The 25,354-nt window shown below is 66.6% G+C and carries 25 protein-coding genes; 16 read left to right on the top strand and 9 right to left on the bottom strand.

Annotated features, from left to right (window positions below; genetic code table 11):
* Positions 1 to 206: 206 nt before the first annotated feature.
* From ACHFFZ_RS02895 to ACHFFZ_RS02905, 3 genes are all read right to left on the bottom strand, one after another.
* A complete protein-coding gene (locus ACHFFZ_RS02895) occupies positions 207 to 581 on the bottom strand; it encodes a hypothetical protein (RefSeq protein WP_394275161.1) in 375 nt (124 codons plus the stop codon).
* A 448-nt stretch (positions 582 to 1,029) separates the two neighbouring features.
* Positions 1,030 to 1,458: a type I-U CRISPR-associated protein Csb2 gene (csb2, locus tag ACHFFZ_RS02900; protein ID WP_394275162.1), complete on the bottom strand. Its 429-nt coding sequence runs from the start codon at positions 1,456 to 1,458 to the stop codon at positions 1,030 to 1,032.
* A complete protein-coding gene (locus ACHFFZ_RS02905) occupies positions 1,451 to 1,747 on the bottom strand; it encodes a hypothetical protein (protein ID WP_394275163.1) in 297 nt (98 codons plus the stop codon). Before ACHFFZ_RS02905 ends, csb2 begins: the two co-directional genes overlap by 8 nt.
* A 110-nt stretch (positions 1,748 to 1,857) precedes the next feature.
* Here ACHFFZ_RS02905 and ACHFFZ_RS02910 point away from each other — a divergent pair, with 110 nt between their 5' ends.
* From ACHFFZ_RS02910 to ACHFFZ_RS02950, 9 genes are all read left to right on the top strand, one after another.
* Positions 1,858 to 2,625, top strand: a complete 768-nt coding sequence (locus ACHFFZ_RS02910) for a hypothetical protein (RefSeq protein ID WP_394275164.1) — start codon at positions 1,858 to 1,860, stop codon at positions 2,623 to 2,625.
* A 241-nt stretch (positions 2,626 to 2,866) separates the two neighbouring features.
* Positions 2,867 to 3,259, top strand: a complete 393-nt coding sequence (locus ACHFFZ_RS02915; RefSeq protein ID WP_394275165.1) for a hypothetical protein — start codon at positions 2,867 to 2,869, stop codon at positions 3,257 to 3,259.
* Positions 3,260 to 3,336: 77 nt separating this feature from the next.
* Positions 3,337 to 3,642 carry a hypothetical protein gene (locus tag ACHFFZ_RS02920; RefSeq protein ID WP_394275166.1) on the top strand — a complete coding sequence of 102 codons (306 nt, stop codon included), beginning with the start codon at positions 3,337 to 3,339 and terminating at the stop codon, positions 3,640 to 3,642.
* A 185-nt stretch (positions 3,643 to 3,827) separates the two neighbouring features.
* Positions 3,828 to 4,268 carry an LPD29 domain-containing protein gene (locus tag ACHFFZ_RS02925; protein ID WP_394275167.1) on the top strand — a complete coding sequence of 147 codons (441 nt, stop codon included), beginning with the start codon at positions 3,828 to 3,830 and terminating at the stop codon, positions 4,266 to 4,268.
* A gap of 87 nt (positions 4,269 to 4,355) precedes the next feature.
* On the top strand, positions 4,356 to 4,595 hold the full coding sequence (locus tag ACHFFZ_RS02930) for a hypothetical protein (protein ID WP_394275168.1): 240 nt from the start codon (positions 4,356 to 4,358) through the stop codon (positions 4,593 to 4,595).
* A gap of 176 nt (positions 4,596 to 4,771) precedes the next feature.
* Entirely contained in the window at positions 4,772 to 4,945 is a 174-nt protein-coding gene (locus tag ACHFFZ_RS02935; protein WP_394275169.1) for a hypothetical protein, read from the top strand.
* A complete protein-coding gene (locus ACHFFZ_RS02940) occupies positions 4,938 to 5,396 on the top strand; it encodes a hypothetical protein (RefSeq protein WP_394275170.1) in 459 nt (152 codons plus the stop codon). The genes ACHFFZ_RS02935 and ACHFFZ_RS02940 overlap by 8 nt, the downstream gene beginning before the upstream one ends.
* Positions 5,397 to 5,501: 105 nt before the next feature.
* Positions 5,502 to 5,738: a hypothetical protein gene (locus tag ACHFFZ_RS02945; protein ID WP_394275171.1), complete on the top strand. Its 237-nt coding sequence runs from the start codon at positions 5,502 to 5,504 to the stop codon at positions 5,736 to 5,738.
* Positions 5,739 to 5,917: 179 nt separating this feature from the next.
* On the top strand, positions 5,918 to 6,784 hold the full coding sequence (locus tag ACHFFZ_RS02950; RefSeq protein ID WP_394275172.1) for a DNA-processing protein DprA: 867 nt from the start codon (positions 5,918 to 5,920) through the stop codon (positions 6,782 to 6,784).
* Between the two features lie 74 nt (positions 6,785 to 6,858).
* Here ACHFFZ_RS02950 and ACHFFZ_RS02955 read toward each other — a convergent pair whose 3' ends face one another.
* Positions 6,859 to 8,151 (bottom strand): ISL3 family transposase, encoded by a 1,293-nt coding sequence (locus tag ACHFFZ_RS02955; RefSeq protein ID WP_394275173.1) that lies wholly within the window; start codon positions 8,149 to 8,151, stop codon positions 6,859 to 6,861.
* Positions 8,152 to 8,440: 289 nt separating this feature from the next.
* Here ACHFFZ_RS02955 and ACHFFZ_RS02960 point away from each other — a divergent pair, with 289 nt between their 5' ends.
* The 7 genes from ACHFFZ_RS02960 to ACHFFZ_RS02990 all read left to right on the top strand — a co-directional run bounded on the left by ACHFFZ_RS02960 (position 8,441) and on the right by ACHFFZ_RS02990 (position 13,649).
* Positions 8,441 to 8,683 (top strand): phosphopantetheine-binding protein, encoded by a 243-nt coding sequence (locus ACHFFZ_RS02960; protein ID WP_394275174.1) that lies wholly within the window; start codon positions 8,441 to 8,443, stop codon positions 8,681 to 8,683.
* A 3-nt stretch (positions 8,684 to 8,686) separates the two neighbouring features.
* A complete protein-coding gene (locus ACHFFZ_RS02965; protein ID WP_394275175.1) occupies positions 8,687 to 9,658 on the top strand; it encodes a 3-oxoacyl-ACP synthase III family protein in 972 nt (323 codons plus the stop codon).
* Between the two features lie 116 nt (positions 9,659 to 9,774).
* Positions 9,775 to 10,821, top strand: a complete 1,047-nt coding sequence (locus ACHFFZ_RS02970; RefSeq protein WP_394275176.1) for a hypothetical protein — start codon at positions 9,775 to 9,777, stop codon at positions 10,819 to 10,821.
* Positions 10,818 to 11,516 (top strand): 4'-phosphopantetheinyl transferase, encoded by a 699-nt coding sequence (locus ACHFFZ_RS02975; protein WP_394275177.1) that lies wholly within the window; start codon positions 10,818 to 10,820, stop codon positions 11,514 to 11,516. Before ACHFFZ_RS02970 ends, ACHFFZ_RS02975 begins: the two co-directional genes overlap by 4 nt.
* Complete coding sequence (locus tag ACHFFZ_RS02980) at positions 11,516 to 12,415, top strand: thiamine pyrophosphate-dependent dehydrogenase E1 component subunit alpha (protein WP_394275219.1); 900 nt, start codon at positions 11,516 to 11,518, stop codon at positions 12,413 to 12,415. Before ACHFFZ_RS02975 ends, ACHFFZ_RS02980 begins: the two co-directional genes overlap by 1 nt.
* Positions 12,412 to 13,401, top strand: a complete 990-nt coding sequence (locus tag ACHFFZ_RS02985; RefSeq protein WP_394275178.1) for an alpha-ketoacid dehydrogenase subunit beta — start codon at positions 12,412 to 12,414, stop codon at positions 13,399 to 13,401. Before ACHFFZ_RS02980 ends, ACHFFZ_RS02985 begins: the two co-directional genes overlap by 4 nt.
* A complete protein-coding gene (locus tag ACHFFZ_RS02990; RefSeq protein WP_394275179.1) occupies positions 13,398 to 13,649 on the top strand; it encodes a lipoyl domain-containing protein in 252 nt (83 codons plus the stop codon). Before ACHFFZ_RS02985 ends, ACHFFZ_RS02990 begins: the two co-directional genes overlap by 4 nt.
* Before the next feature lie 58 nt (positions 13,650 to 13,707).
* Here the strand turns inward: ACHFFZ_RS02990 and ACHFFZ_RS02995 are convergent, their stop codons facing one another.
* The 5 genes from ACHFFZ_RS02995 to ACHFFZ_RS03015 are packed head-to-tail and all read right to left on the bottom strand — an operon-like array spanning position 13,708 to position 25,348.
* Complete coding sequence (locus ACHFFZ_RS02995) at positions 13,708 to 15,123, bottom strand: polyketide synthase (RefSeq protein ID WP_394275180.1); 1,416 nt, start codon at positions 15,121 to 15,123, stop codon at positions 13,708 to 13,710.
* Complete coding sequence (locus ACHFFZ_RS03000) at positions 15,120 to 21,263, bottom strand: SDR family NAD(P)-dependent oxidoreductase (protein WP_394275181.1); 6,144 nt, start codon at positions 21,261 to 21,263, stop codon at positions 15,120 to 15,122. Before ACHFFZ_RS03000 ends, ACHFFZ_RS02995 begins: the two co-directional genes overlap by 4 nt.
* A gap of 45 nt (positions 21,264 to 21,308) precedes the next feature.
* On the bottom strand, positions 21,309 to 22,841 hold the full coding sequence (locus tag ACHFFZ_RS03005) for a hypothetical protein (RefSeq protein WP_394275182.1): 1,533 nt from the start codon (positions 22,839 to 22,841) through the stop codon (positions 21,309 to 21,311).
* Positions 22,838 to 23,815: an ATP-binding cassette domain-containing protein gene (locus tag ACHFFZ_RS03010; protein WP_394275183.1), complete on the bottom strand. Its 978-nt coding sequence runs from the start codon at positions 23,813 to 23,815 to the stop codon at positions 22,838 to 22,840. Before ACHFFZ_RS03010 ends, ACHFFZ_RS03005 begins: the two co-directional genes overlap by 4 nt.
* 21 nt (positions 23,816 to 23,836) lie before the next feature.
* Positions 23,837 to 25,348 (bottom strand): MFS transporter, encoded by a 1,512-nt coding sequence (locus ACHFFZ_RS03015; RefSeq protein WP_394275184.1) that lies wholly within the window; start codon positions 25,346 to 25,348, stop codon positions 23,837 to 23,839.
* Positions 25,349 to 25,354 lie beyond the last annotated feature (6 nt).

The raw sequence follows: 25,354 nt of genomic DNA on the forward strand, positions 1-25,354 counted from the left end.
GGCGCGCCGTCAACGCACCCCACCTCGTTGCGCTCGTCCGTGCCGGCGCGGAGTTCAGCAACGGCAAGCTCGTCGAACGACCCGACGAACCAGGAGGCCACGCTCACGCCGCCTGACACATCAATCCACAGGTCTTGACTATTCCTCTCCGATGGCACCGCCCGGTACATCGCGACCGCGAAACTCTCGCCCGCACGGGGCTGATGTCAGGTGGTGGTGATGGGGAGCAGGAGGGTGTGCTCGAGGTGGAGGGGTCCGGTGACGGGCCGGTCGAACAGGATGCTGGCGTGGGTCAGTTGGGGGTTGGTGTCGGTTGCTGGGGCGCCTGCCAGCCGTGAGGTGTCGTGGGTTTGGGCCTCGACCAAGGCCGCGCCGTGGAGCTCAGCGAGGTGCTGCAGTTGGACGATCAGAACCTCGGGGTCGGCGATGACGGGGGCGGGGGTAGTCCAGGCCGTGGCCGTGGCGCAGGCAGCCGCCAGCTGGTCAGTGCGTGCTGCTGTTGTCGGGACTGGGCGTGGGCGGCTGGTGGTGACCATCTGGTTGGTGATGACGGTGACCGGTTCGATGAGGGCCGGGTGCACCAGGGCACCGGCGAGGCGGTCGGTGACCAGGCCACGGTCCTGTCGTTGCCAGTAGGCGGGCAGGGTACGTGTCCGTCAGGCAGGAGCGCAGCAATGGTGGTGACGTCGTCGGCCAAGGCACCAGGAAGGGGTAGCCAGGTCATGGTGGCCGCGACCTGCAGCAGTGTCCCGCGGCTCGGGTAGGTGACCGGTGGGGTGTGCTGCCCGCAGCGGGTGTGCCGGTATCGGGCGGTGTCCTGCTTGGCCATGCGGGGCTGGTAGCCGGGGTCGGGCACGGCTTGGCGTTGGGCATGGCGCTGGTCGAGCAGCTGCAGGGTGCGGGGGGTAGCGATGCGCAGCACGACGTCGCCGCCGGGGTCGGGCTCCCACAAGACCCCGGTATCGGTGGGTGGCCTGAAGACAGCGAGCCGATCGATGACGACGGGAGTGGTGGGCCGGCCCAGGTAGGTCACTGCCCCGAGTAGTTCGTCCAGGGCCGGCAGGTCGTCTGGTGCGAGGTCGGTGTGGTCGTGGTGGAGCCACATGGTGGCGGGGGCAGCGATGGTGGTGCCTCGCTCCGGGGGCTTGGGATCTTGCTGGTGATGCTCTTCTTCCCGGCGGGGTTGCCGCGCTTCGACGCGAGGTTGACCGGAGAGTCGACCGGAACCCAGCGGCTGACGTCGATGTCACGGGCCGCGGCAGGCGGGGTCCACACGGCAGGCGCCGACCAGGTGTAGACGCGCTCGGCCAGCGCGATGTGGCGGCCGGTGGTGTGGGCGGCGTTCAGCAGGGCTGCGGCGACCCGGCTGGGGTGCGGCGGCCATTCCGGGTCCCCTGCTGCGGTGTGGGCGTGATAGCTGCCCAGGGGGAAGCGGATGGCCAGTGTCAGCTCAGGCATCAGCGTCAGCGGTGTCGGCTTCGGCGGCGGCGATGTGCATGATGCGGTCCAGCACCGACCCCTTGGGGATGGTCACGTCCTGGGGACCGCGCCAGCCGGCCTGGACGCCGAGGGTACGCACGATCTCGACGAGGCTGTCATGGTCGGGCACCTCCAGGACCTCGGGGGCGCTGCCGTGGCGCCACACCTCGACGGTGCGGGTCGCGGTGACCAGTTCGGTGCCCGAGCGCAGCTGGGTGGCTCGTTGGGCGTGGTCGTGCAGCAGCAGCGCCAGGCAGGACAGCAGCACTCGAGCTTGTCAAGTTGTCTGTGTAAGTGACGGTCTTCGAATTTCGTATTACAGGTAGGGGTTGAAGCGTTCGGGGAAGACCATCGCGAGCTCGGCCAAGGCGGCCTTCCATGAGCAAGACCGCCACAGCCCTCGCAGACCAAGCCCTGCGCGCCACCCGCCACGGCAAGGACCTCATCGGCCTCGTCGACGACACCACCCACTCTCTGGCCGCAGTGAAGGAGATCACCGGCCGCGACGTCGCCCAGCACTTGGACGCCGTCGCGGCGCTCCAGAGCTGGGCACGCTCCCAGACCACCACCGCGTTTCGCCAGCGCCTCCAGCTGCTCGACGGGGGAGCGATGACCCCCGTCGCCACCAGCGCCATCGCGCCCTACAACCAAGCCCTGTCCAACTGGCGTGTCCGCTACACCGCACAGGCATTCGAGCAGCCCCCGACGGGCCCCGGCGGTGTGCGAGTGATCGGCGTGGTCTACGGTCACGACCCCATGTCCTCGCACGAGACAACGTCGTGGCGGCTGGTCGCCGACAGCAACGGCCCCGACTCCCGCTGGCTCGGTCCCACCGCAGACGAAGCCTTCATCACAGCCCGTGACCTCGCCCAAACCGTACGCAAAATCGGCGGCGACGATCCCGAGGTCCTCCACGCTCAGCTCTGGCTGCTGCACCAGTGGGCCGTGGTCACTGACCCCGACGACCTCGACGAAGCCCTGACCACCGCCCAACAACGGGTAGCCGAGGCGACAGAACGGCTGCAACGCTCGAACCTGGGCGCGCCCTTCCTGCGCGCCGTCGACCAGCTCGCCAACCTCACCATCGAGTGCAGCGCACTGGAAGCCTCCCTCGACCCGCGCCTTCAGCACCACACCCACGCCTGACAGCCTGCAAGGCCGGACCCCCACCCGGGGCGTCCGGCTGCAGGTGCTTGTCCTCAAAAGTCGTCGCTCCGCGGACGGCCGGGAGCGCCCCCGCACCCGGAGGCTGGCCGTGCCGCCTGGCATGGGGTGCTGGTGGGGATACCGAAAAGCGCTCCCGGCCCTAGCGTGGTTCATGGCAGCGGGGAACACGCCCCCTGCCAGACGGCCTCACCAGCCGTCCACTGCGAAGGAGAACACCCTCATGTCCACCGCCACCTGCACCGTCGCCGATCTGGCCGCCCCGGCAACCGCCTACCTCGACGACGGCACCCACCCCGATGGCCTGATGCTGATCGTCCTGATCGACGAACAGGGGCCCCGCGGGGCAATCTCCGTCCCGGTCGCCAACGTGAGGGACAGCGGGGTGCGCGCCATGTTCGCAGCTCGCGACCTGATCGACGAGCCCGTCACCCAGATGATCGGCTTCGTCTACGGCGAGTCCCGCCCCGTCGCACAGAACATGTGCGCCCTGTGGCTGGACCTGTTCGGCGAGCTGACCAAGACGCCCGTCCACGGCCTCGTGGTCGTCACCGACGGCACCGCCACCTGCCGGTGCGGCTGCTCGACGGCAGAGTACGCCGGCCCGGGGAACTAGGCCCGAGACCCGACGCGGGGTCGCTGCAATGGGGCAGCGACCCCCACCCCCCACACCTACCGAAAGGACCACTCGCCGTGCTTCCTGTCCTCGCCATCGCTGCCAGCCTGATCCTGCTTCGCCTGACCCGGTCCACCGCCCACCGCGCCCAGCTCAAGACCTCCGCCGCGCCCCGCCGCTCCACCACCGTGCTCGTCTGCCTCGTCTGGCTGCTCGGGACCTGGGCGATCACCGGCGTCGATCCCATCTCATTGGCCCAGCGAGCCGTCGTCGTGCTCCTCGCCATCGCCGCCATTCGCACTACCCCCGGACACCGCCGCGAAGCCCTCCAGCTCGGCACCGCCGCCGTCCTCGCCGTCCTGCTCCTGCCCGCCCTGTCCTGACACACCCGAGGCGCTCCCGGCCACCAGACCGGGAGCGCCTCGGGTGCTGTCCGGAACCGATGCCCTGGCCCGCCTGGCATGGGGTTCCTCGTGGGGAGCCAGGATGACGGCCGCGCCGTAGCGTGTGTCTTGTCGAGAGCGACATGCAGGCCTCACCAGCCCGCCCGAACAGGAAGGCTCCTGCCATGACCGAGACCCTCACCGCACCCGCCGCCGAGAGCGCGAGCGTCAAGCAGACCGCCGCCGCCCTGCGCCGCCACCTGCGCCGCACCTTCCCCGGCGTCCGCTTCAGCGTCACCATGGAACGCGGCAGCGCCCACGGCTGGATCTCGGTGGAATGGACCGACGGGCCCCGCTGGGAGCAGGTGCGCGAGATCACCCAGCAGTACGAGTCCAGCAGGTTCGACGGCATGGACGACGCCTACCACGCCACCGGCATCACCCAGTGGAACTGTCGCGGCGTCTCCACCCAGCGCCGCATGTCTGCACCCACCCGGGAGCGCTTCACTGCCGAAGCGTGGCACTCGACCCCGGAGCTGTTCACCATCGGTGCCTGTGAGGACTGCATCGGCTTTGAGGATCTCGGCGACGCCGTACACGACCACTTCAGCCACACCACCATCTGACGACTCCTCGGACGATCGAGCCCCGCCCCGCCTCCGGTACCCGCCCCGCAGGCCTCACCAGCCCGCCACAACCAGCAAGGGACCACCATGGCTGAGCCCCTCACCCGCGCCACCGTCCCCGACCTCGACGACGACCACGATCGCGAATGGCTGGCCTGCGCCACGTGCAACGACAAGGTCATGGCAAACCAGCTGCCCGGTTGGGAACCCGGCTGGGACTCCGAACCCGGACTGCTGCGCTGCCCCGGCGACAGTCCCTGCGCCATCTGCGGCACCAAGCCCGCCAACCGCGTGAACTACCCCGTCACCGAGACCTACACCGCTTGAACCAAGCCCCCATCACGAGCCCTCCCGCAACCAGCCGGCGGCACCGTGGGGTGGCCCCTGGGGCGCTCGGCATGGGGTGCTCGGGATGCGCAGACAGGACACCTGGCTGCGTAACGTCGACCACGTCGACCACGACATGCGGGCCTCACCAGCCTGCCCCACCAGAAAGGCCCACGATGGCTGACACCTTCTGCCCCACCCACGGCACCATTGCCGCAGAGAACATCGCCCTAGGCGGCGTGTGCGGGATGATCCACGAGCACGGAACCGAGTGCGAGAAGCCCCTGCACGCTGACCGCGAGACCTGGCTGGCCACCCTCACCGCACGCGTGGAGGTCTCTCATGGCTGATCTGCTCGACTACCTCACCCACCACCCCACCAGCGCCCCCCGCCTGGCCCGCGCCGCCCTCGACATCGCCACTGCCATGGCCCTGCACGACTGGGACGCCGACCTGTGGGAAGACATCGCCCACATCCTCAACACCGCGACCACGGGACACCTGCCCAGCGTCGAGACCAGCAAAGGATGGAAGAAGGCCCTGAGCGCCAAGGCCGACCCCAACCCCGTCCACAACCTGTCCCCCCAGCGCTACCTGGTCACCTGGACCGTCGACATCGACGACACCCACGCCACCGTCGAAGACGTCGCCCGCCACGCCCTGGACATGATCACCCGCACCGGATCCATCGCCCACGTCTTCACCGTCCACGACAACCACACCGCAGCCACCACCGCGATCGATCTCAACGAGCTCGACAGCCACCCCGACATCGCCACCCGACAGGAGAACCGCCACTGATCACCACGGCGCTCCCGGCCACGACCGCCGGGAGCGCCCCCAGGCGGTCACCAATTCCGCCCGCGACGGCGTTGGAGGGCAACCACACGAAACAGGAGCCATCCCATGACCGAAGACCAGCTCATCGCCCGCTACGGCACGTTCCTGGTCAACACCGGCGGCAATGACCCCGCCGAGCTGCTGCACCGACTCGACACCGAAAAGCACCTTGCCGCCACCAATGTGGTCGTCTTCACCCTCGCGACCGCTGTGCGTTCCCAACTGCGCCTCCTGGCCAACCTCCATCAGTCCGGCCTTCTGCCCACCCACGCTGAGCACCACCACAACACATCACACCCCTGATAACCCCCCTTATCGCCACCTCTACAACGCCATAACCCCTTGTCGTCGCGAATTTCACCGTGCCGCCCGGCATGGGGTGCCGGTAGGGTGAGAACTGTCGAGGCAAGGCCGTAGCGTCTGTGGTGGCAGCCCAGCCCGACGGCCTCACCAGTCGTCCCCGATCCGAGAGGACACCAGCCATGACCACCCCCACCGCACCCGCCCAGGCCACCGTTTGGGACGATGCCCACCTCACCCGCGCCGCGTTCAGCCACGTCATCTCCGGGGCCGACGGCTTCCTGCGGATGCGCCTCGACGTCGACGACCCTGCCGAGGTGTGGGCGGATGCCTGCCACTCCGACGTGGATTACGGACCACGCATCACGGCCCTGCGACTCGATCCCAGCCGCATCCCTGCCAAGGCCGAGGCCAACGGGTGGCGCTTCATCATCCCCGGCGACTCGGAGTGGCCCGCCAGCCTCGACCAGCTCGGCACCGAGGCCCCCATCGGCCTCTGGGTCAGCGGACCCGCCCACCTTGAGGCCGCATCCCAGGGCCGCGACGCGGTCGCCTTCGCCGGGCCCCGCTTGTCCACCGACGAGAACCGCGCCCTCGCCGACAAGATCGGCCGCTGCCTCGCCGACAACGCCAAGACCCTGATCACAGGCCTGGCGCTCGGCGCCCAGGGGCACACACTAGAGGCCGCACTCGACCACGGCGGCCGCATCGTCGCCGCCACGTCGGGCCGCGCGGTCTTCTCCGGCGCGGCCGCCCTGAGTGCCCGGATCGCCGAGTCGGGCGCGCTGGTCAGTCACCGGCCCTTCGATGTGGTGGCCACCCGCGACGACTACGCCCAGACCATGCGCGTGGTCGCCGCACTGGCTGACGCGCTCGTCTACTGCGACGCCCCGGCCCGCTCCACGGCCCCTGTCGCGCTCAAGACCGCCGCGAAGCTCCAGCGTCGCCTGATCGTCCAGGTCGGTAGCGACATTGCCGACCTCGACGCCGTGGTCGAGACGTTCACCAGCGCCGCTGACCTGCTCCAGGTTCTCGACCCCGAGGCCTGACCCCGCACCACACACCCACCTCAGCCGTCCCGGGGGGCAGCGGCCCGGGACGCGCCCCAGCACACCCAAAATGGCTATTCGTAGTTGAGCGTGGTCCCTTGGCTGGTCAAGCGGTGTTGCCGCGCCCGGTGGGCGCTGTGTAGCAGGATACGGGTTTGGTAGTGGGTGTTGTTCCGGTAGCCGCGCCCGGTCCGCTTGATGTGCTTGATGGCGGTATTCGCTGCTTCGGTGCGGGCGTTCGTCACGCCGGTGGCGATGGTCACTTCGATGGCGGGCCACCAGGCGGTGATGGTCGCTCCGAACCGGTCGGTCTCGTCGGTGTCGGCTGCGACCACCCAGGCGTCGAAGCGGGTCTTCGCGGCGCGGGCTTCCTCGATGGTGTGGCTGGCCAGGATCAGCCTGAGGGCTTCCTTGACGCCCCAGGCGGCGCCCAGTTCGCCGGTCGGGTCGTCGGCGGCGAGCACCTGTTCCAGGCGTGCCCGTCCGCGTGGGCTGAGCGTGTCGTAGCCACGTAGCAGCAGCATCCGGTGCGCCCAGGCCGGGTCGACCTTCCGGCCACGCCGCTGGTGCACCTCGTGGGCGAGGCGTTGCCGTACCCGGGTCACGCACTGGTTTCCCAGCTGGACCAGGTGGAAAGGGTCGACCGCGATCTTCGCGTTCGGCAGGCAGCCGGTGATGGCCTTCTTGAACGCGGCCGAGGGGTCGATCGCCACCACTGTGACGCGGTCCCGCCAGACCTGGCTACGGGCGGTCAACCAGCCTTCGACAGCGGCGCTGTCACGGCCATCGACGACGCCGAGGACCTGACCGCAGCGGGTGTTCACGCTCGTGGTCATCCATGGCTCGACCCGGGACCAGCCGCCAGTGTCGGGGTCCCGGTACCAGCGCACCTTCCGGTAGCGATGCTCATCGACCCCGAGCTGGGTGACGTGCAGAGCATCGGTATCGGGCAGCGTGTCGATCGCGCTGTTCACCGTCTTCTGAGCAGTCCACCAGGCGACCCCGAAGCTGGCGGCCACAGCGGCGACGGGCCGGCCGTGATCGATCACGGCCTCCAACAGGCCCCGCCGTAGCCGACTCGTGCACCGAGCCCGCACCGGCAACTCTGCTGTGGCTTGGGTGCACGTCCGCCGCGAGCACGCCCCCTCCGCACACACCAGCCGCGGCTTCACGACGATGACCTCGATGCTGCCAGCGTGCGGGATGTCCTTCACGCGTTGCCGACACCAGGCATGGACCCGGGCCGACATCACCCCGCAGTCAGGGCAGCCATCGGCCACAGTGTCGGCATGCACGATCACGCGCCGACCGCCCGAGGGCAGGTCGACCGCGTCGATCACGTGGTAGTCGGGCAGGTTGAAGATCACGCTCGCAGCGTCACGCCGCGAGCACGTAGGCTCGATCACAGCTCGTGGTCCTTGTCCGGGAGGATGCTTCGCAACACCCATCCCAGCGCAAGGCCACGAGCCCTTGCATCAACGACCCACCACGCTCAACTACGAGTAGCCGAAAAAGCGGCACTTGATCAATCCTGGTTGATCTTCCCGCTGATAGTCTCGCTGTGTTCGTCGTCGTCGGTGCGGGATCACGTGCCTCGGGCGAGACCCGCAGCCTCCACACCGTCGTCTGTACCGCCAGAGCGTCATAGGAGATCTCATGACCATCATGACCGAGCAGGCCCGAAATCTCATTCTCGAGCACTGCCGAGAGAACGACCTGCCCATGACGGAGGTTGACCTGGACCGGCCCCTGGTCGACTTGGACCTCGACTCCTTGGACCGGCTGGAGATAATTCAAATGCTCGAGCGAGAGTTTCAGGTCAAGGCCGACAAGCAGGAGGTCATGGCCCTAGAGACTTTGAATGGGTTCGTCTCCTACTTCGCGGCTCTGACCCGCTAGACCATGCCTGCCGGAATCGTCGCGATTGCAGCGGATCTCACCGGGGCCCCAGTCAGCAGCGCCGACTTTGGCGCCATCGATCTCACCCGCGAGTGGATCGAGAGACGGTCCGGGATCTCGTCTCGCCACTGGTGGCCAGAAGACGTCGAACTGCATGTTCCGGCAGGCAGGGTGTGCAATCAGGTAATGGCGGGCGCCAGCCCTGGTCGCTGCACTCTCATCGTCGTCAGTACTAGCAGTTCCCAGCGGGTACCCCCGCTGGCTGCTCTCGTCGCCTCGGCAGCCGGGCTGCCCACCGACACCTTGGTCTTCGATATGAATAGCGCGTGCTCAGGTTTCGTTGCCGCACTCGTGACCGCGGCTTCCCTGGTGGACGCAGGCCAGTCCGACTCATGCATCGTCTGCACGGTCGAGGCGATGTCGCGGGTCACCAATCGCGCCGACCGGAAGTCAGCTTTCCTGTTCGGCGATGGCGCAGCAGCAGTGCTCATCGAGTCCCGCGAACACTTCTCGCCTGTCATCTCGCGCAGCGGCACCGATGGCTCATGCGCTGACCTGATGAGAGATCGTGGCAGCGGGATCGAACTCGACGGCATGGAGGTCTTCGATCACGCCGTCACTCGCATGCAGGAGCTCGCCCAAGCGGCCGCTCAGGACACTCCGCGGCCCACAGCGATCATCCCGCATCAGGCGAATGGTCGCATTCTCACGGCTACTCAACGGGGCGCTGGGGTCAACATCCCTTTCATCGACCGGATCGCGATGATGGGAAACACGTCCTCGGCGTCCATTCCGCTCGCCATGTACCTAGCGCTCTGCGATGGGGAGATTCCCCCGCAGGGCAGACTCGCCGCGTTGTCTTACGGCGCCGGTGAGACGTGGGGATCGGCGAGTACAAACTACGAGGTCCACCTCGCGGAGGCCGCGACGGTGGATCAGAGTGGTGCTGCGGCCGACAGGGCAGTGCCGCGATGACCCCCACTGACGCCTGGGTCCTGAGGTCAGGTTTCCTCACTGGCCCTCTGGCTCATCCCGCCGATGCTCTAGTGAGAACCCAGTACGAGCTTCCGCCGCTCAGGAGCGGCGAGGTCGTGGCCACGCCGCTCCTGGGGGCGTGGGAAGCGAATATCGACCACGCGGTCACGCGATCACCGATCGATGTCTGTTCCACCCGTGAGGAGGACGAGATCGTGCTGGGAAATCTGGGAGTGGTGCGCGTCGACGAACTTGGCCCGGGCTGTGAACGCAGCAACCTGGCTCCCGGGGATGTCTGCATGCTGATGCCATTCGGGGTCACCGACCGGCATGGTTTCGCAGAACTGGTGCACGCCTACGACTGTCCGGGAACGCTGGGTCTCCTGGCCCGAGAAACACACCTCCCCGCCGAACTGCTGCTGCCCATCCCGCCCGGAACACGGCACACCCTGGAGCAGTGGGCCACCTACGGCAGGTTGTTCACCGCCCTGGACCTGTGGCGGAGGGCCCAGACCATCTTGCAGCTGCAGGCCCCAGACCACGACCCGTCCCAGGAACTGATCTTTGCGTGGGGCGGCGGCGTTGCCCTGATCTTCCTGCAGATCGCCCAGCAGCACGGCTATCGCACAGCCATGACTGCCAGCTCCGACGTACGGCTTGAGCTGATCACATCACTGGGGATAACCCCGGTAGACCGTCGTGCCTTCCCCCATCTGAACGTGCCCCGTCGCACCTCGTCTCAACCGGGCGCGCACGCGCGCCACCAGGAGTCCCGCCGCGCCTTCCTCGCTGCTGTCGCCGAACTGAGCGATGGCAGCGGCGCGGCGATCGTCCTGGACAATATTGGAGAGGCGCTCTATCCCGTGACCCTCGGGGCTCTGGCCCGCGAAGGTGTGCTGGCCACGTGCGGGTGGAAAGCGGGGATGCGAGTGTCCCACCTGCGTGGGAGTGAGTGCATCCAACGCCATGTGCACCTGCACACGCATGTGTGGCACCGGCATTCCTCCGCAGCGATGCGAGACTGGTTTGAGGCTGGCAACTTGGTGCCCCCTAGCCATGCCATCTCCGTCGTCAATTTCGACGAAATCGGCAGAATGGCCCGGACATCCGTGGAGCAGGGGCTTCCCGACTACTTCACCCTCTATCGCAACGAGCTAGCGTGAGCGGGGCGCTGCTCGCGGCCGTCCTGCCTGCCTCGGTCGCCTCGTCAGAGATCCGGGGCACGTTCGTCGGCGAAACGGCACTCTTCCCCAGTGAGGCCCGTCTGGTCCATCGCGCAGTCTCCCGCCGGCGGCGCGAGTTCGCGGCCGTACGTGCCTGTGCCCGCACCTGTTTGGCTCGGCTCGGGGAGCCCGCTGTCCCAGTCCTCCACGACAGCCACGGCGCTCCTGTCTGGCCAGCCGGCGTCGTCGGCAGCATGACTCACTGCGTGGGCTTCGCTGGGGCTGCTCTCGCTTCTACCAGTACGACGCGATGCCTCGGTATCGATGCTGAACCCAACGAACCGCTCGCCAGTGGCCTGCTGGAGATGATCGCCTCAGCTCCAGAGATCCAGCAGCTGCCACCGCTTACCCAAGTGTGCGCGGACAAGCTCCTTTTCAGCGCGAAAGAGGCTGCATACAAGGCCCTCTACTTCTTGTCCCCCGCCCCCATCGACTTTCTCGCTCTCCAGGTCACGGTCCGACCCGACGGCGTCCTGGACGCCCGTCACATAGAGGGATCGTCGATGACGGCACCGCGATTGATGCAGCTGAGTGGTCGGTGGTACGCCGACGATGCCCTGATCGTGACGGCCTTCCATGCTGCGGCTCCTCGCTATGGGTCACCCGGTTCCAGGAAGGGAAAGACGTGTCTGTGATGATGTCCACACCTGTTGAGAGACTCACCGATGGGGATCGTCAGGCGCTCCTGCGCTCGATGCTGCTCAGCCGCGCACTCGACGACGAGGCAATAGCCCTGGCAGCGATGTCGAGGCTGGATCTGTGGCTGTCGTGCCGCGGGCAAGAGCCGATCCAGGTAGCTGCTGCACTCGCATTCGAAAAGGCCACGATCGTTCCCAGCTTTCGTGAGCACGCTCTCGCGTTCACCCGCGGGATCTGTCCAACGGACGTGTGCGGCGTGTGGGCCGGGCGGAACTTCAGCGGCTGGGACGCGGTCAAGCACCGCTTCTTTCCCTACACACTGGTCCTGGCTGCGCAGTGTCACCACGGCGTCGGATACGCACTGGGCCGACGGCTCCTCGGCGATCCGACGACCGTGGTGATCTGTCTGGGCGATGGTGCCACGAGCGAGGGGGAGGCTTCCGAGGCGCTGAACCTTGCCGCGGTTGAGCATGCGCCCGTGATCTTCCTGGTGATGAACAACGGGTGGGCTCTGTCCAAACCCACACACGAGCAGATGGCAGCCTCTATGGAGGACCGCGCGCGAGGCTTCGGAATCGCGTCCGCAAGCGTCGACGGTCTGGACCCCGAAGCAAGTCTGCTAGCTGCGCGCCGCGCATTCGCCCACGTTCAGTCGGGCCGAGGACCCTACTTGTTAGAAGCCCACGTCGTCCGCGTCCACGGGCACGCCTCCAGCGACGACCAGCACCGATACCGCAGCATCGAGCAGATAGCGGCGGCGGCAGACAAAGATCCCGTCCCGGCTTACCGGGACCGGCTCCTGGGCGAGTGTGTGGTCGACGCCGCCTGGCTCGACGAGGTGGCCGGGGAAGCGGCGCTGCTGCGTGCCCAGATGGTTGAGGAGTTCTCGCGATGACAGCGATCACACCCACCAATGGGGCGACGCTCGCGTCCGGAATCAACGCCGCCCTGGCATCGCTGATGGATGCGGATCCGCAGGTGGTCCTGCTCGGACAGGACATCGGCGAGCTGGGAGGGGTGTTTCGTGTCACCTCTGGGTTGACGCAGCGCTTCGGGGCCGCCCGGGTGCGCAACTCCATCTTGTCGGAGGCCGCCATTGTGGGACAGGCCATCGGCATGTCCCTGGCCGGGATGCGACCTATCTGTGAGATCCAGTTCGACGGATTCACCTATCCGGCGGCGAGCCAAATCATCACACAGGCCACTCGGATGGCGCAGCGGTGGGAGGGTCGAGCCGACGCCAATGTCGTCATCCGCATTCCGAGCGGCGCGGGGACCAGGGCCGTCGAACATCATTCCGAGTGCAATGAGGCGCTTTTCGCGCGAGTCGCCGGCCTGGCTGTGGCTTGCCCCTCGACCGGCCAGGACTATGAGGAGGTTCTGCGCCACGCGGTAGCCACGGGTGGCCCCACCGTCATCTACGAGCCAATCCGGCTTTACCACAGGACGCGCGTGGAGGCGCGCGAGGATAACCCCCGCTCCTCGGCCACTGCTGCCCGCGTCGTCCGGACGGGCTCTGACCTCACCGTTGCCTGCTACGGAGCCATCACCAATGACGTGTTGCGTGCCGCCTGCGAGGTTGCTGACAGGGTTTCTGTCGAAGTGGTGGACCTGCGGTGGCTCTCGCCACTGGACATGGCGACGGTTGCGGAATCGATCCGCAAGACCGGAGCGCTGCTCGTGGTCCATGAGAGCAGCATGGAATACGGCATCGGTGCCGAGGTCGCGGCCAGTGCCGCCGAGATGTGCTTCCCCGACCTTCGCGGGGCACCGCATCGGCTGGCCCCGCCCTCCGTCGCATACCCACCAGCGGACAAGGCCGACGACTACCTGCTGTCGGTTCGAAGCATCATTGACGCAATTGAGGAGATGACACGATGAGCAACGCTGTCGACGTCCTGATTCCACACTTTGGGCAAGGCCTGGACGAGGCCCTGCTGACCGCCGTCTTCGTTGACGCGGGCGCACATGTGGAGCGAGGAGATGCACTCGCCGAGGCGGAGACCGCAAAGTCCACGGTGGAGATCGTGGCGGAGCAGGCGGGCGTGGTGACCGAGTTTCTCCTTCAGAAGGGGGCCATCGTCGAGGCTGGCGAGGTGCTCTGCCACCTCCGGCCTGACGCGGCCTGACGGCGGCGGGGCCTGACGAGGGCTAGATGGTGTGAAAATTCCCCGTCACCCGAACCATCTAGGGCCGGTAGTCCGCCAGCTTCCAGGGACCTACGACATTTGCGTCGATGGCTTCCAGCCCAGCGCCCTCGCGAAGGACAATTGCTGCGTTCGTTCCGACGGCGCCGAAACTGGTGACCAGTGCTGTCAGCCCTTTGACTGAGGGCAGATGCTCAACCCTGGCGGGGAACCTCACTCCGCAGCGGTCCACATCGATCATGTCGTTGGGATGGGTAAATCCCGCCAAGGGTGCCACCTCGCGATGACGCATGCTGAGCAGCGCCTTGACCACCCCTACCAATCCGGCGGCACTTTCAGCATGGCCAAGATTGGACTTTGCCGAGCCGAGCCACACGGGCTGGTCACGGTCGGCCAGGGCCATCGTGTAAGTCTCGACCTCCACCGCGTCGCCGATCTGGGTGCCTGTCCCATGTCCTTCGATCAGAGACAGTTCTTTCGATGAGACGGCAGCGTCGGCGAGGGCTGCGCGGATCAGGTTCGCTTCGACAAGGATGTTGGGAGCTCCCAGTCCAGTGGCACGGCCGTTGTTGTTCACGGCTGCCCCCAGGATCGTGCCCATCACACCTTCTGTCGACTCCCCCTCCCGTCGCAGAACCAGGGCGACGCATGCATCGCCCCGCACGAATCCGTCTGCGCTGGCCGAGTAGGAGGCCGTGTTCCCCTGTTCTGACAGAGTGCCAGCGATCCGGTGCTCAATGTGAGCCCTGGGTGACAGCACGATGTTAACCGCGGCCACCACCGCCACGTCGATCTCATGGCGTGTCAGGGCCAACCTCGCCGTATGGAGGGCCACGAGCGACGAGGCGCAGGCCGCATCCACGCAGTAGGCCGGTCCGCTGATCCCGAGCGAGTATGCGAGTCGTGCCATGGCGATGGAGCTGCCGTTGCCGCTGGCCCAGGCGAAGTCGATGTCTCCAGGGCACCACTGTTGGTAGTCGTCCTCAAGACCCGCCACGAAGAGGCCAGCTGCTTCACTGTTCTGCCCGTCCTGAGGCAACCCGGCACGAGCCATCGCCTCCCGGCAGACCATGAGGAGCTGCCGATGGCGTGGGTCCATCCCGACCGCCTGCTCCGGCGTGCACTCGAAGGCGGTCGGGTCGAAGGCGAACACGTCGTGCAGATAGGCGCCCCGATCGGGAAGTTCGTTCCACACGCTGGCGAAGGGCCCCATCCGCTCCTCGGGAAGTGGCCCGAACGCATCCCGGCCCGCTGCGAAGAACTCCCACAGAGCTCTCCCCGAGGTCAGCGGAAGACCGCTGTCGTCGTGGCCAGGCAGGCGCCACGAGAGGCCGACGATGTCAGCAGTAGCTGGCGCCTCGAGCACACGGATCCGCTCCTTGAGCGCCTGGATCACCTTCAGCGTCCGCTGCATGGCGACCGCTGCCGGATCAGCCGCGGTTTCCGCCCCGCTCATGCGTTGACCGCCTCGACGGTCTCAGCCTCATGGGCTGCGGTCACTCGCGCGACCAACTCCTCGGCCAGCTTCTTGGTGGTCGAGTAGGTCCAGAGCAGGGTGGCAGGCAAGGGCATGCCGAAGGCGCTCTCGAGCCGGTTGCGCAATTCGATGCCCATCAGCGAGTCCAGTCCGAGAGATTTGAAGGGAATGTCATCGCCAGCCTGAGCGGGGTCAAGTTGTAGAACCTGCCCCACCAGACGCCTGACCTCTTCAGCTGCCGCAGCCACGCGCTCGTCCTCGCCGAGGGCAAGCAGTTTCTCCGCGACGCGCCCACCGGAGCCTCCGCTATGGCCGCCGAAGTCCGCGAGAGAGGACATCGTGTGCAGCTGTGCGCGCTGCGGGTAGGAGATGAAGAATTGCTCCCGGTCCAGCGGGGCAAAGGCGACCTCTGACTCCCCCTTTTCGAGGAAGGAGAACAGCGCCTCCCATCCTTCCGTTGGCTCGAAGCTCAGCATGCCGAAGGATGACAGACGCGCACCACGAATGGCATCGGCTGCGGCCAGACCGATCTTGTCAAAGGCGCCCCAGGCGACGCTCAGGGCCGCAAAACCTCTGCTGCGGCGACGTCGTGCGAGGGCGTCCAGATAGGTGTTGGCCGCCGCATAGGCACCCTGCCCAGGGTTGCCCAGCATGCCGGCTGCGGAGGAGAAGAGGACGAACATCTCCAGCGGCTCATCCTGGCTGACTCGGTCCAGTACCTCCGCGCCGAGAACCTTCGGATCGAGCACACGCGCGATCTGCTGAGGGGTGACGTTCTGAATGGTTGCGTCCTCTAGGATGCCGGCCGTGTGCACAATGCCACGCACAGGCGGAAGCCCCTGCCATGCGCGGCGCACCGCTGCCTCGTCGGTGATGTCCGCCTGCCGAAGGTAGACAGTTGCCCCCGCGGCGGTGATCTCATCGATGCGCGACTGCTCGTCCGGAGTCGGCCCTCTCCTTGCCAGAAGGGCGATGTGTCCTGCCCCCCGCTGGGCCATCTCGCGGCCGAGCGAGAGCGCCAGGGCTCCCAGTCCGCCGGAGATGACGTAGCAGCCATCGGCCCGCAGTCGGCCCTCGTGCAGGGGGTTGGGCTCCAGGACGTTCACCGTTGCCGGATCAGAGATGACGAACTTGCCCACGTGAGATCCGGCAGACATTTCGCGGAGAGCCCGGGGCGTCTCGGCGTAGGAGCGCAGAACCAGCGCGGGAGGACGGATCCGGCCCGCCTGAACCTGCTCCCAGGACTCGGCCAAAACCTTGGCGAAGGTCACGGGGCGCTCGTACATGAGGCGGGCTACATCGACGGAGGCTAGGCCAACACCGCGGCGCAGGAGGCCCATGCTGATGGAACGGTCGGAGTAGATGTCCTTCTTGCCGACCTCCACAAAGCGTCCGCCGTCAGCCAGAAGTGCCATGCCCTCATCGATGGCGCGACCAGTCAGCGAATTGAGGATCACGTCAACTCCGCGACCGCCGGTCAGCTCGCGAACCGGCTCGACCCACTCCAGGTTGCGGGACTGGAAGACGTACCCCACCCCTCGACTGCGCAGGTACTCTCGCTTCTCGGGGGTGCTCGCTGTGGCGATGACGGTGGCGCCACGGGAAAAGGCGATCTCAATCGCCGCCAGCCCAAGTCCTCCTGCGGCGGAGTGGATCAACACTGTCTCTCCCTCTGACAGCTGCCCCACGCGTACCAGTGACTCCCAGGCCGTGACCATGACCATGGGTAGCGACGCCGCCTCCTCGAAGCTCATTCCCTCCGGGATCTGGTGCACATGCTCAACCGGCACGATGAGATGGGAAGAGAACGCTCCTTCACCCGCGCAGGTGATCACTCGCCTGCCCACGAGGGACGGCGTAACCTCCGCTCCGACGCGGGCCACGACACCGGCTGCATCCAGCCCCAGAGCCAGAACCTTCCTGTCCTCGCCGGGGTAGCGGCCCATGGCCTTGAGAACGTCAGCGAAGTTGAGCGCGGAAGCCTGCATCTCCACCTCCACCTCGTGGGGTGCCAGCGCCCGACGGCGCATGGTGCGGAACTTCAGTCCGTCCCACCTACCGACGCGGTCGGTCACGAGTTGGAACGGCTCACGCCGGGTCGCCCAGTCCTGCCAGCCGGGGTGCTCGGCCTGGTCCACCAGGTGGGCGTCGCAGATCACCGCGGCCTGACGCTCGTCGTCGACCCAGCGGACCTCGTCCTCTGGACCACCGTGCATGATCTCTGCCACGACCTGACTGATTCCGTCTGCACCGGCCGCGACGTCAACGATCCGAACGGAGAGCTCCGAGTACTCGTTGCGGATCACTCGGGAGAATCCCCAGAACAGCGCGGCGCCAGCGTCAGGCTCCGCATCCGCCTGCGCGTCTGCCGTGATGACCACCAGGTGCGGAGCAGGCGCCTGTGTGGAAGCGGCGCGGACAACCTCGGCAAGTCGAGTCAGAGCGTCGCGCTGACTCTCGACTCCGGCCTCGCGATCTGGCGCGATAAACACGACGATCGACGCTGCCGACGCATCGACGACGCTGGTTCCCTGCGCTGACAAAGCATCGCGAAGCGCGGCTGCGCGAGCCGCCGAAGCGGGGGTGTCCACGACGGCGACCTCGTCCTCCACCGTGGTCTCGGGCAGGGGCGTTGCTTCCCACGATATGCGGAAAGCCTTGTCGAGCGTCGTGGAACTGCCGCCGTCGAGCACCTGCATCCGCAGCCCGCGGACCTGGCTGATTACCTGGCGGTTCTCGTCGTAGATGTCGATGTCGATGAGATCACCCTCGACGCGGGCGTAGGAGAACACCGTTGTGATGGGGTGGAGCCCGATCTCAGGCGAGAGGTACAGGGCATCGATGGCTACAGGAACCACAGGTCCGTCGTGAGTGACAGCCGGGAGTGCCGCCTGCAGCGTCGAGTCCATGAGGGCAGGGTGGAGCCGGTGAGCGAAGGCTTGCAGCGGAGTATCTGGCGGTACGGTGCAAAGTGCCAGCGACTCCGAGCCCACGTGCCACAGCTTCTGGATGGCACGGAAGGTCGGCCCGTACTCGATGCCGCGATCTGCGGCGCGCTGGTACACCTCGGCTGGCTCCATCGGAGCGAGCTCGGTCATCCACTCCGGGAAGTCAATGAGCTCCTCCGGTCCCTCGTTGGAGAGACGGCAGCGGCTCACGGTTCCCCAGGCTCCGCTCAGTGCGTCGTATTCGGAGAGCTCAAATGCGGCGCAACCGGCATCCTCCTCGCGCCACGCCACCTCGGCGACGATCGGTTCCTCACCGAAGGTGAGGTCAGACAGGAACTCGATCTGTCGAAGCATGGTGTGGCGCTGCTCCATGCGCTCGATGCTGCCCCGCAACGCGATGTCGATGATTCCTGTGCCTGGCATGACGACCGTGCCCGTCACCTGGTGATCTCGGACCCAAGGCATGGCGGCCTCAGTCAGCTGGGGTCGGCCCACCCAGGTCCCTTGCTCTGTGCGCGATGGCAGCATGGGAGCGTCAGTCGTGTTAACCCGGCCGGAACCGTGCAACCAGCGATGCTCTCGGCGCCACGGATAGACGGGGAGTGACGTGGCACCGAGGTCCTGCACGAGTCCCAGCGCCGGCAGACCACGCGTCCACGCCTGGCAGTGGGCGGCGAGCACGTCGCGCAGCTGGCCCGCCTCGCGCTCCATGCTGGTCAGGATGACGGCGCTCTGCTCCTGAGTCTCCGCTACCTCCTCGAGCGGCTGGCGTAGCAGCGGATGAGACGAGACCTCGATCACATGGGTCACGCCGTTGCGCATCTGCGCTGCCATGGTTTCGCCGAAACGGACCGGGCTGCGCAGGTTCGCGGTCCAGTAGGCACCGTCGAGTTCCGGGCCAGAGACCGGCGTAGCCGTCACGGTCGAAACCATCGGGATCTGAGCCGGTCGCGGCGAGATGTCGGCCAGCGCTGCAGTGATGTCGTCGACGACCGCATCCACCTGTGGGCTGTGGGAGGCGTAGTTCACCTTGACCAGCTTGCAGTAAATCCCGTCGATATCGAGCAGCTCCTTGAGCACTAGGACCGAGTCCTTCTCGCCAGAGACGACGCAGCTCGTGGGACTATTGATGACTGCAACGGAGATGCTCGACTCGAAGCCGACTAGCTGCTTCTGGGTCTCTTCGGCGCTAGCACCCACGAACAGCATGTGGCCCTTGCCGGTCAGACACTTGAGAATCTTGGCGCGGCGTGCGACCACCTTTGCACCGTCCTCGACGGTGAGGATGCCGGCAGCGGTCGCCGCTGCGATCTCACCCTGGCTGTGGCCGACGACAACGTCTGGGCAGATGCCCGCCTGTCGCCACAGCCGGAAGATGCCCAGCGCCATCGCCCACAAGATCGGCTGCACGACCTCTGGCGCCTCCCAGTCCAGCTCGATCTGGCCTCTTAGCGCCTCCCGCAGGTCCCAGTCAACTTCGGGCAGGAGGGCAGCAGCACACTCGTCCATCGTCTGGGCAAAGACGGCGCTTTCGCTCATGAGGTCGACGCCCATTCCACGCCACTGGGAGCCCTGCCCAGGGAATACGAAGCAGGTGCGACCTACCTCGGCTGCGCGACCCGTCATGACGTCAGCGATGTCATCCTGGGCCTCGGCGAATGCTGTCAGCTTGTCCGCTGCGTCGGATGCCGACGTGGCGATCACCGTCGTTCTGTCGAGTAAGGCGTCACGGTGCCAGGCCAGGGTCGAGGCGATCCTGGCGAGATCGTCAGGACGGCTCGCGACAGTCTCAGCCAGGTCCCTCGCGCGGGTCCGCAGCGCCTCGTCGCAGTGGGCGGAGATAGGAAGAACTATTGGGCCAGTCGAGGTCGGCGCAGCACTGATGACGCGCGCCCTGTCCGCAGAACGCACCACGACGTGGGCGTTGGTACCACCCCAGCCAAAACTGTTGATTCCCAGGTAGGCCGGTTCGTTCGTGGGCAGCTCGAAGGGCTCCTGCAGGACGCGCACGTTCAGGGCGGCGAAGTCGATTGCAGGATTGAGCTCCGCTGTCGTGAGTGTCGGTGGCACCTGACCGCGCTCCAGGGAAGCTAGGCACTTCACCAACCCCGCAATACCGGAACCAGCCTCAAGATGACCGATGTTGCCCTTGAGCGAACCCACCGGGAGCGGGGAGCTTTCAGAGCGCCGGGTCGCCACTTCAGCACCCAGAGCCTTCAGCTCCGCCGGATCGCCCACCTTTGTACCGGTTCCGTGGCCCTCGACGTAGCAGAGGCGATCAAGGAGCTCCGGGTGCGCGGAGTAGATGGTGCGGTACAGGGCAGCCTGGCCCTCTGGGCTGGGGGCGGCGATGGAGTCGCCGCCACCGTCATTGTTCACTCCTGTTGCGACGATGAGGCCGTGGCAGGGCTCGCCGGGTGCGACCTCATCGGCCCGCTTGAGCAGCACCACCCCACCGCCCTCACCGCGTACGAAGCCGTTGGCCAGGGCGCTGTACGGGCGGCAGACACCGTCTGCGGACAAGGCGCCGAAGTGGCCAAGGTTGCGGAACCCCCAGGGATCGAGGATCAGATTGATGCCGCCCACGATCGCCGCCTCGATCTCCCTTGCGGCGAGCGCCTGGCAGGCGAGGTGCAGCGCGACCAGGCCCGAGGAGCACCCCGTCTGCACCGTGAGGCTGGGGCCCCGTAGACCCATGAAGTAGGAGATTCGCTCGGCCATCATGTCCAGGGCGAGGCCTGGAGCCGTGTGCTGGTTGACGGGGGCCCCAACATCCCACCCGATGTGCTCGTAGTCGATCCCACCCGCGCCGAAGTACACCCCGACGCGGCTGTCCCGCAGGGACTTCGCCACGATGCCAGCATCCTCGAGCGCCTGCCACGCCAGTTCCAGAGCGAGCCGCTGCTGGGGGTCGACGTTGTCAGCTTCACGCGGAGACATCCGGAAGAAGGTCGCGTCGAAGCCTGTCACGTCGGGCAGGAAACTCCCCACACCAAGAACATCGAGGTCAGGGTCCAGAGGCTGGGTGGTATCCCAACGATCTCCCGGCACTGGCGTGGTGGTGCATTCGCGGCGCATCAAGAGCTCCCACAGTTCCTGCGGGCTTTGGGCGCCGGCGTAGCGGCATGACATGCCGACGACAGCGATCGACGGGTCGGGGCGTGAATTCATGACGATCTCCAAGGCTTGTGACAATCGGGTGACGATGGAAGGTGGCTACCCAGCGACGAGGCTGCGGCGTCGGAAGATCAGCAGTGCTGCCGCGGCCATCAGCAGACTGAGAACGGCCATGACGGCGGCAGCACGGGTATCCCACGCTGCGAGCGGGACGTGGCCCATCCACTCCAGCGGTGAGAAGTGGCGCGCGGCCGAGCCCAGTCGCAGCATGTCGGCACGCAGGGTGACGATCGCGGCCCAGGCGACCAGCAGCCAGGTGGACAGGACCAGACGGGGGCGCAGCGCACCAAGCAGCATCGCGAGACACGTGAGGAAGACGACTGGGGCGACATATGCCCCCGCGTCGCTCAGAGACTGAGCAAGGCGAGACCAGTCACGGTAGGACAGCGACAAGCCAGCGCCGGTGAGGGCGGCACACACCAGCAACACAGCCAGGGACCAGGCGAGCGACACACCCAAACCGGTGAGGCTCCAGCTGGTACGGCCGACTGGCTCGGCCAAGACTCGACCGACACGCCCCGATCGTTCCTCCTCTGCCATGGTCGAGGCAGCGAGGACGCCGGCGGCCGAGGCGAACAGGACATCGAGCTGAATGATGAGCACAAGTCGGGCGTCAAGTTGTCCCTGGCCGGACATCTGCTTTGCGAACAGGCCGAAGACGAATGCCACGACGCCGCCTCCCACGGCTACGGCCAGGGCGGTGCGGTAGGTGAGCCGGACCAGCAGCGCCACGGGGTTACTCAGCAGCGGCGAGGCGGCCGCTGGACCCTCGAGTGGCGCGATGATGCCACCACCGAGGTCTCGCCGGGTAGCGAGGAAGAGAGTCACGCCCGTGAGCACCAGCAGCAGGGCGAGGTAGGAGAGGAGAGGCCACCAGACCGGGCTGGAAGAGAAGGGACGGGCCTCCGCGAGCCACGAGGCCGGGTTGCTCCATACCTGGGAGTAGTTCTTCAGGTCGATCCAGGCGCGCAGCAGGAAGAAGGCCAGCACGATGGCGAAACCAGTCAACAGAGCCTCGCGGCTGTGGCGGAAGATCTGACTGCTTGTGGTGCCGGCCGCGGCCGCGGCCATCATCGCGCAGGCGAGAAGGATCGCGTAGCGAGCCGATCCAACCTTGTCATAGTCCAGCACGGCCAAGGCGATGAAGCACGCCAGCGCTGTTGTCACTGCCACGGAGAGGGAGGCCAGCAAGCCAGCCGCAACGGGGGCCACTCGCCCGACAGTGCCGGAGGTGATGACGTCGAAGTAGTTCTTGTCTTCCATGCCGCGGGTGAACCGGACACCGGTCCAGACCATGACCATAGGAAAGAGCGTGAGCGTCAGGATCGCCATCTGCTGGGCGAGGATCCCGCCGCCGGTGCCGATATCGTAGCCACGTCCCTGGAAGATGACGGTGGCGGGTGAGCTATTGACGATCACCTCGTAGCTCTTGCGGGTGCGATCATCGGGGTAGAGCCGGTTGACCGACAGTGCCGTCGCAGTGAGCAGCGTGGTAAGTGTGACGACGGCTCCCAGGATGCTCACCAGCGAGGTGCGCCAGATCAGGCGCAGGATGCGCCAGGTGCCCTTCATGCCCGACCCTTTCCGCTGGACATGCTCGTGGGCATCTCACCGTCGTCCTCGTAGGCGGAGAGGAAGAGGTCGTTCAGGCTGGGAGGCTCGACGGTCAGCGTCCGTACCCCAGCTGGGGTGAGCGTGGCCATGGCGCCTCCCAGGTCATCCTGGCCGATGTGGAAACGCACGTGGTGCCCGTCGTCCTGCTGACTCTCGTCCAGCCCCGAGAGGCTGCGGAGCTCCTTCAAGCCCTCCGGCTGGCGCTCCGTGATGGCGGCGACCATGGTGCTCGTCGAGGAGCGCAGGTCTGCGAGCGAGCCAGTGGCGACGCAGACCCCGCGGCGGATGATGGTGACGCGGTCGCACAGCCTCTCGACCTCAGAGAGGATGTGGCTGGACAAAAGCACCGTGCTTCCTTGATTCCTGGCCTCCAGGATGCACTGCTGGAAAACGTCCTCCATAAGCGGGTCCAGACCGGAGGTGGGCTCGTCCAGCAGCAGCAGGTCGGCATTCTTGCTCAGCGCCGCGACCAGGGCCACCTTCTGGCGGTTGCCCTTGGAGTAGGTCCGGGTCCGCTTCGTGGGGTCCAGGTCGAACTTCTCGATGAGCTCGTTACGGCGCTTCTGATCAGCTCCCCCCTGCAGGCGGATCAGTATGTCAATGCACTCTCCGCCCGAGAGGCTGTCCCAAAGCGCTACATCTCCTGGGACGTAAGCGAGCCTGCGATGGATCTCCACCGCCTGCCGCCAGCAGTCCTGACCGAAGATGGAGGCCCGTCCGTCGCTCAGACGCAGTTGACCAAGAAGCGCCCGGATGGTAGTGGACTTGCCCGCTCCATTCGGTCCCAGGAAGCCGTGCACCTCGCCTTGGCGCACCGACAGGTCAAACCCGTCGAGGGCTCTCGTCTTACCAAAGGTCTTGACCAGGCCCTTGGCGTCGATCACCAAGTCCTCTGTCTTGCTGGCCGGCACGCGGCTGGTTGGTGAAGTCATGATTCTCCTTCTTGGTGGGCCTCAAGGACTCTTAAGAGCGTCCGCGGACGAGGCAATTGCGCCTGGTGTCTCCGGGTGTACCGAGGGCGGTTTCCATCCGGAGCGGATGAGCAGAAGTGAAGAGATGATGCCGACCACCAGCAGTCCGGCTGCCCAGTACTGGGCGTGGACATAACCTGCTAGAACCGCCTCGTGGCTGGTGGCGGGGACACCAGGGTGGCGCGCCAGGTAGGCGCGGGTAGCGGTGACGCTGACGCCGTTGAGCACCACAGAACCCAGGGCAGCGCCGATCATCTGCACGACGCCGAGCATTGCCGAGGCGACTCCGGCGTAGGCCGGGTCCACCCCACCCGTTGCCTGCGCTGTGCAAGTCGTGAAGGCCATGCCGAGCCCGAGGCCTAGCAGTGCCGCAGCGCTCAGGAGCAGAAGGTTGTCCGCGGACGTGCCCTGGAGACGAGTCATGACGAGGACGGCGACAGTCGCCAACCCGTAGCCGCCAGCAATGGTTGGACCTGCGGGGGCCTTCTCGAAGCGACCGGCGATCTGTGTGGCTCCGATGGCTAGGAAAAAGACGAGCGGGAGGAAGCCCACGCCCGCGCGAATGGGCCCGAGATGCCTCAGCTCCTGCAGATAATAGGTGAGCAGGAGCATCAGGCCGAACATCCCCATCACCCCGCTCAGATTGGCGATATAGGCGCCCACCCGGTGGCGGGCCGCAAACAGCTCCGGCGGCAGAAGAGGAACAGCAGCTCGCCTCTCCACCCAGACCAGGGCGGCCAGTACCAGGAGACCGGCAGCGAGCGCGAGCACGACGGTATCAGTGAGTCCGCGGGTCTGCACCTGTGAAGCCAGCACGACGATCGCCGTGAGCAGGCCCGCAGACAGGACTGCGCCAGGCAGGTCGAAGTGCTTCTCTCCGTGGCGCGGGATCTGCGGGACGACGTTCAGCGCCCCGGTGAGCGCGATGGCAACGGCGGCCACCGTCAGGTAAAAGACCCAGCGCCAGCCAAGGTACTGGGTGATGGTTCCGCCGAGCACGAAGCCGAGCAGCATGCCGCTGGACCCGACCGCGCTGTAGATGCCGAGCGCTCGTGCACGCGCCCGAGGCTCGACAAACAGGATGTTGACGATTGAGAGCGCAGCCGGAGAGAGAATGGCTCCCGAGACGCCCTGCGCCACGCGAGCGGCGATCAGAGCATCCGAGGACCTCGCGGTGGCCGCTAGCAAGGACGCGAGCCCAAAAGCGACAAGTCCGAGAATGAACGCGCGGCGCTGCCCCATCAAGTCGCACAGCCGTCCACCGACCAGCACGAGCGCCCCATAGGTCATGGAGTACCCGGCCATCACCCACTGGCGTTGATTGTCGGCCATGCCCAGCTCAACCTGAACCGTGGGGAGAGCGATGCTCACCAACATGATGTCGAGGGATATGACAAGCTGAGCGATAGCGATGAAGGCGAGAACGTTCCTTGTGGGTAGACCGTCAGGAGCGGGGGCTACTGGGGACACGCTGGTGTGGGAGGAATCGGTCATCGTCGG

Origin of the sequence: Luteococcus sp., from assembly GCF_043424415.1 — a bacterium.
Taxonomy (GTDB): domain Bacteria; phylum Actinomycetota; class Actinomycetes; order Propionibacteriales; family Propionibacteriaceae; genus Luteococcus.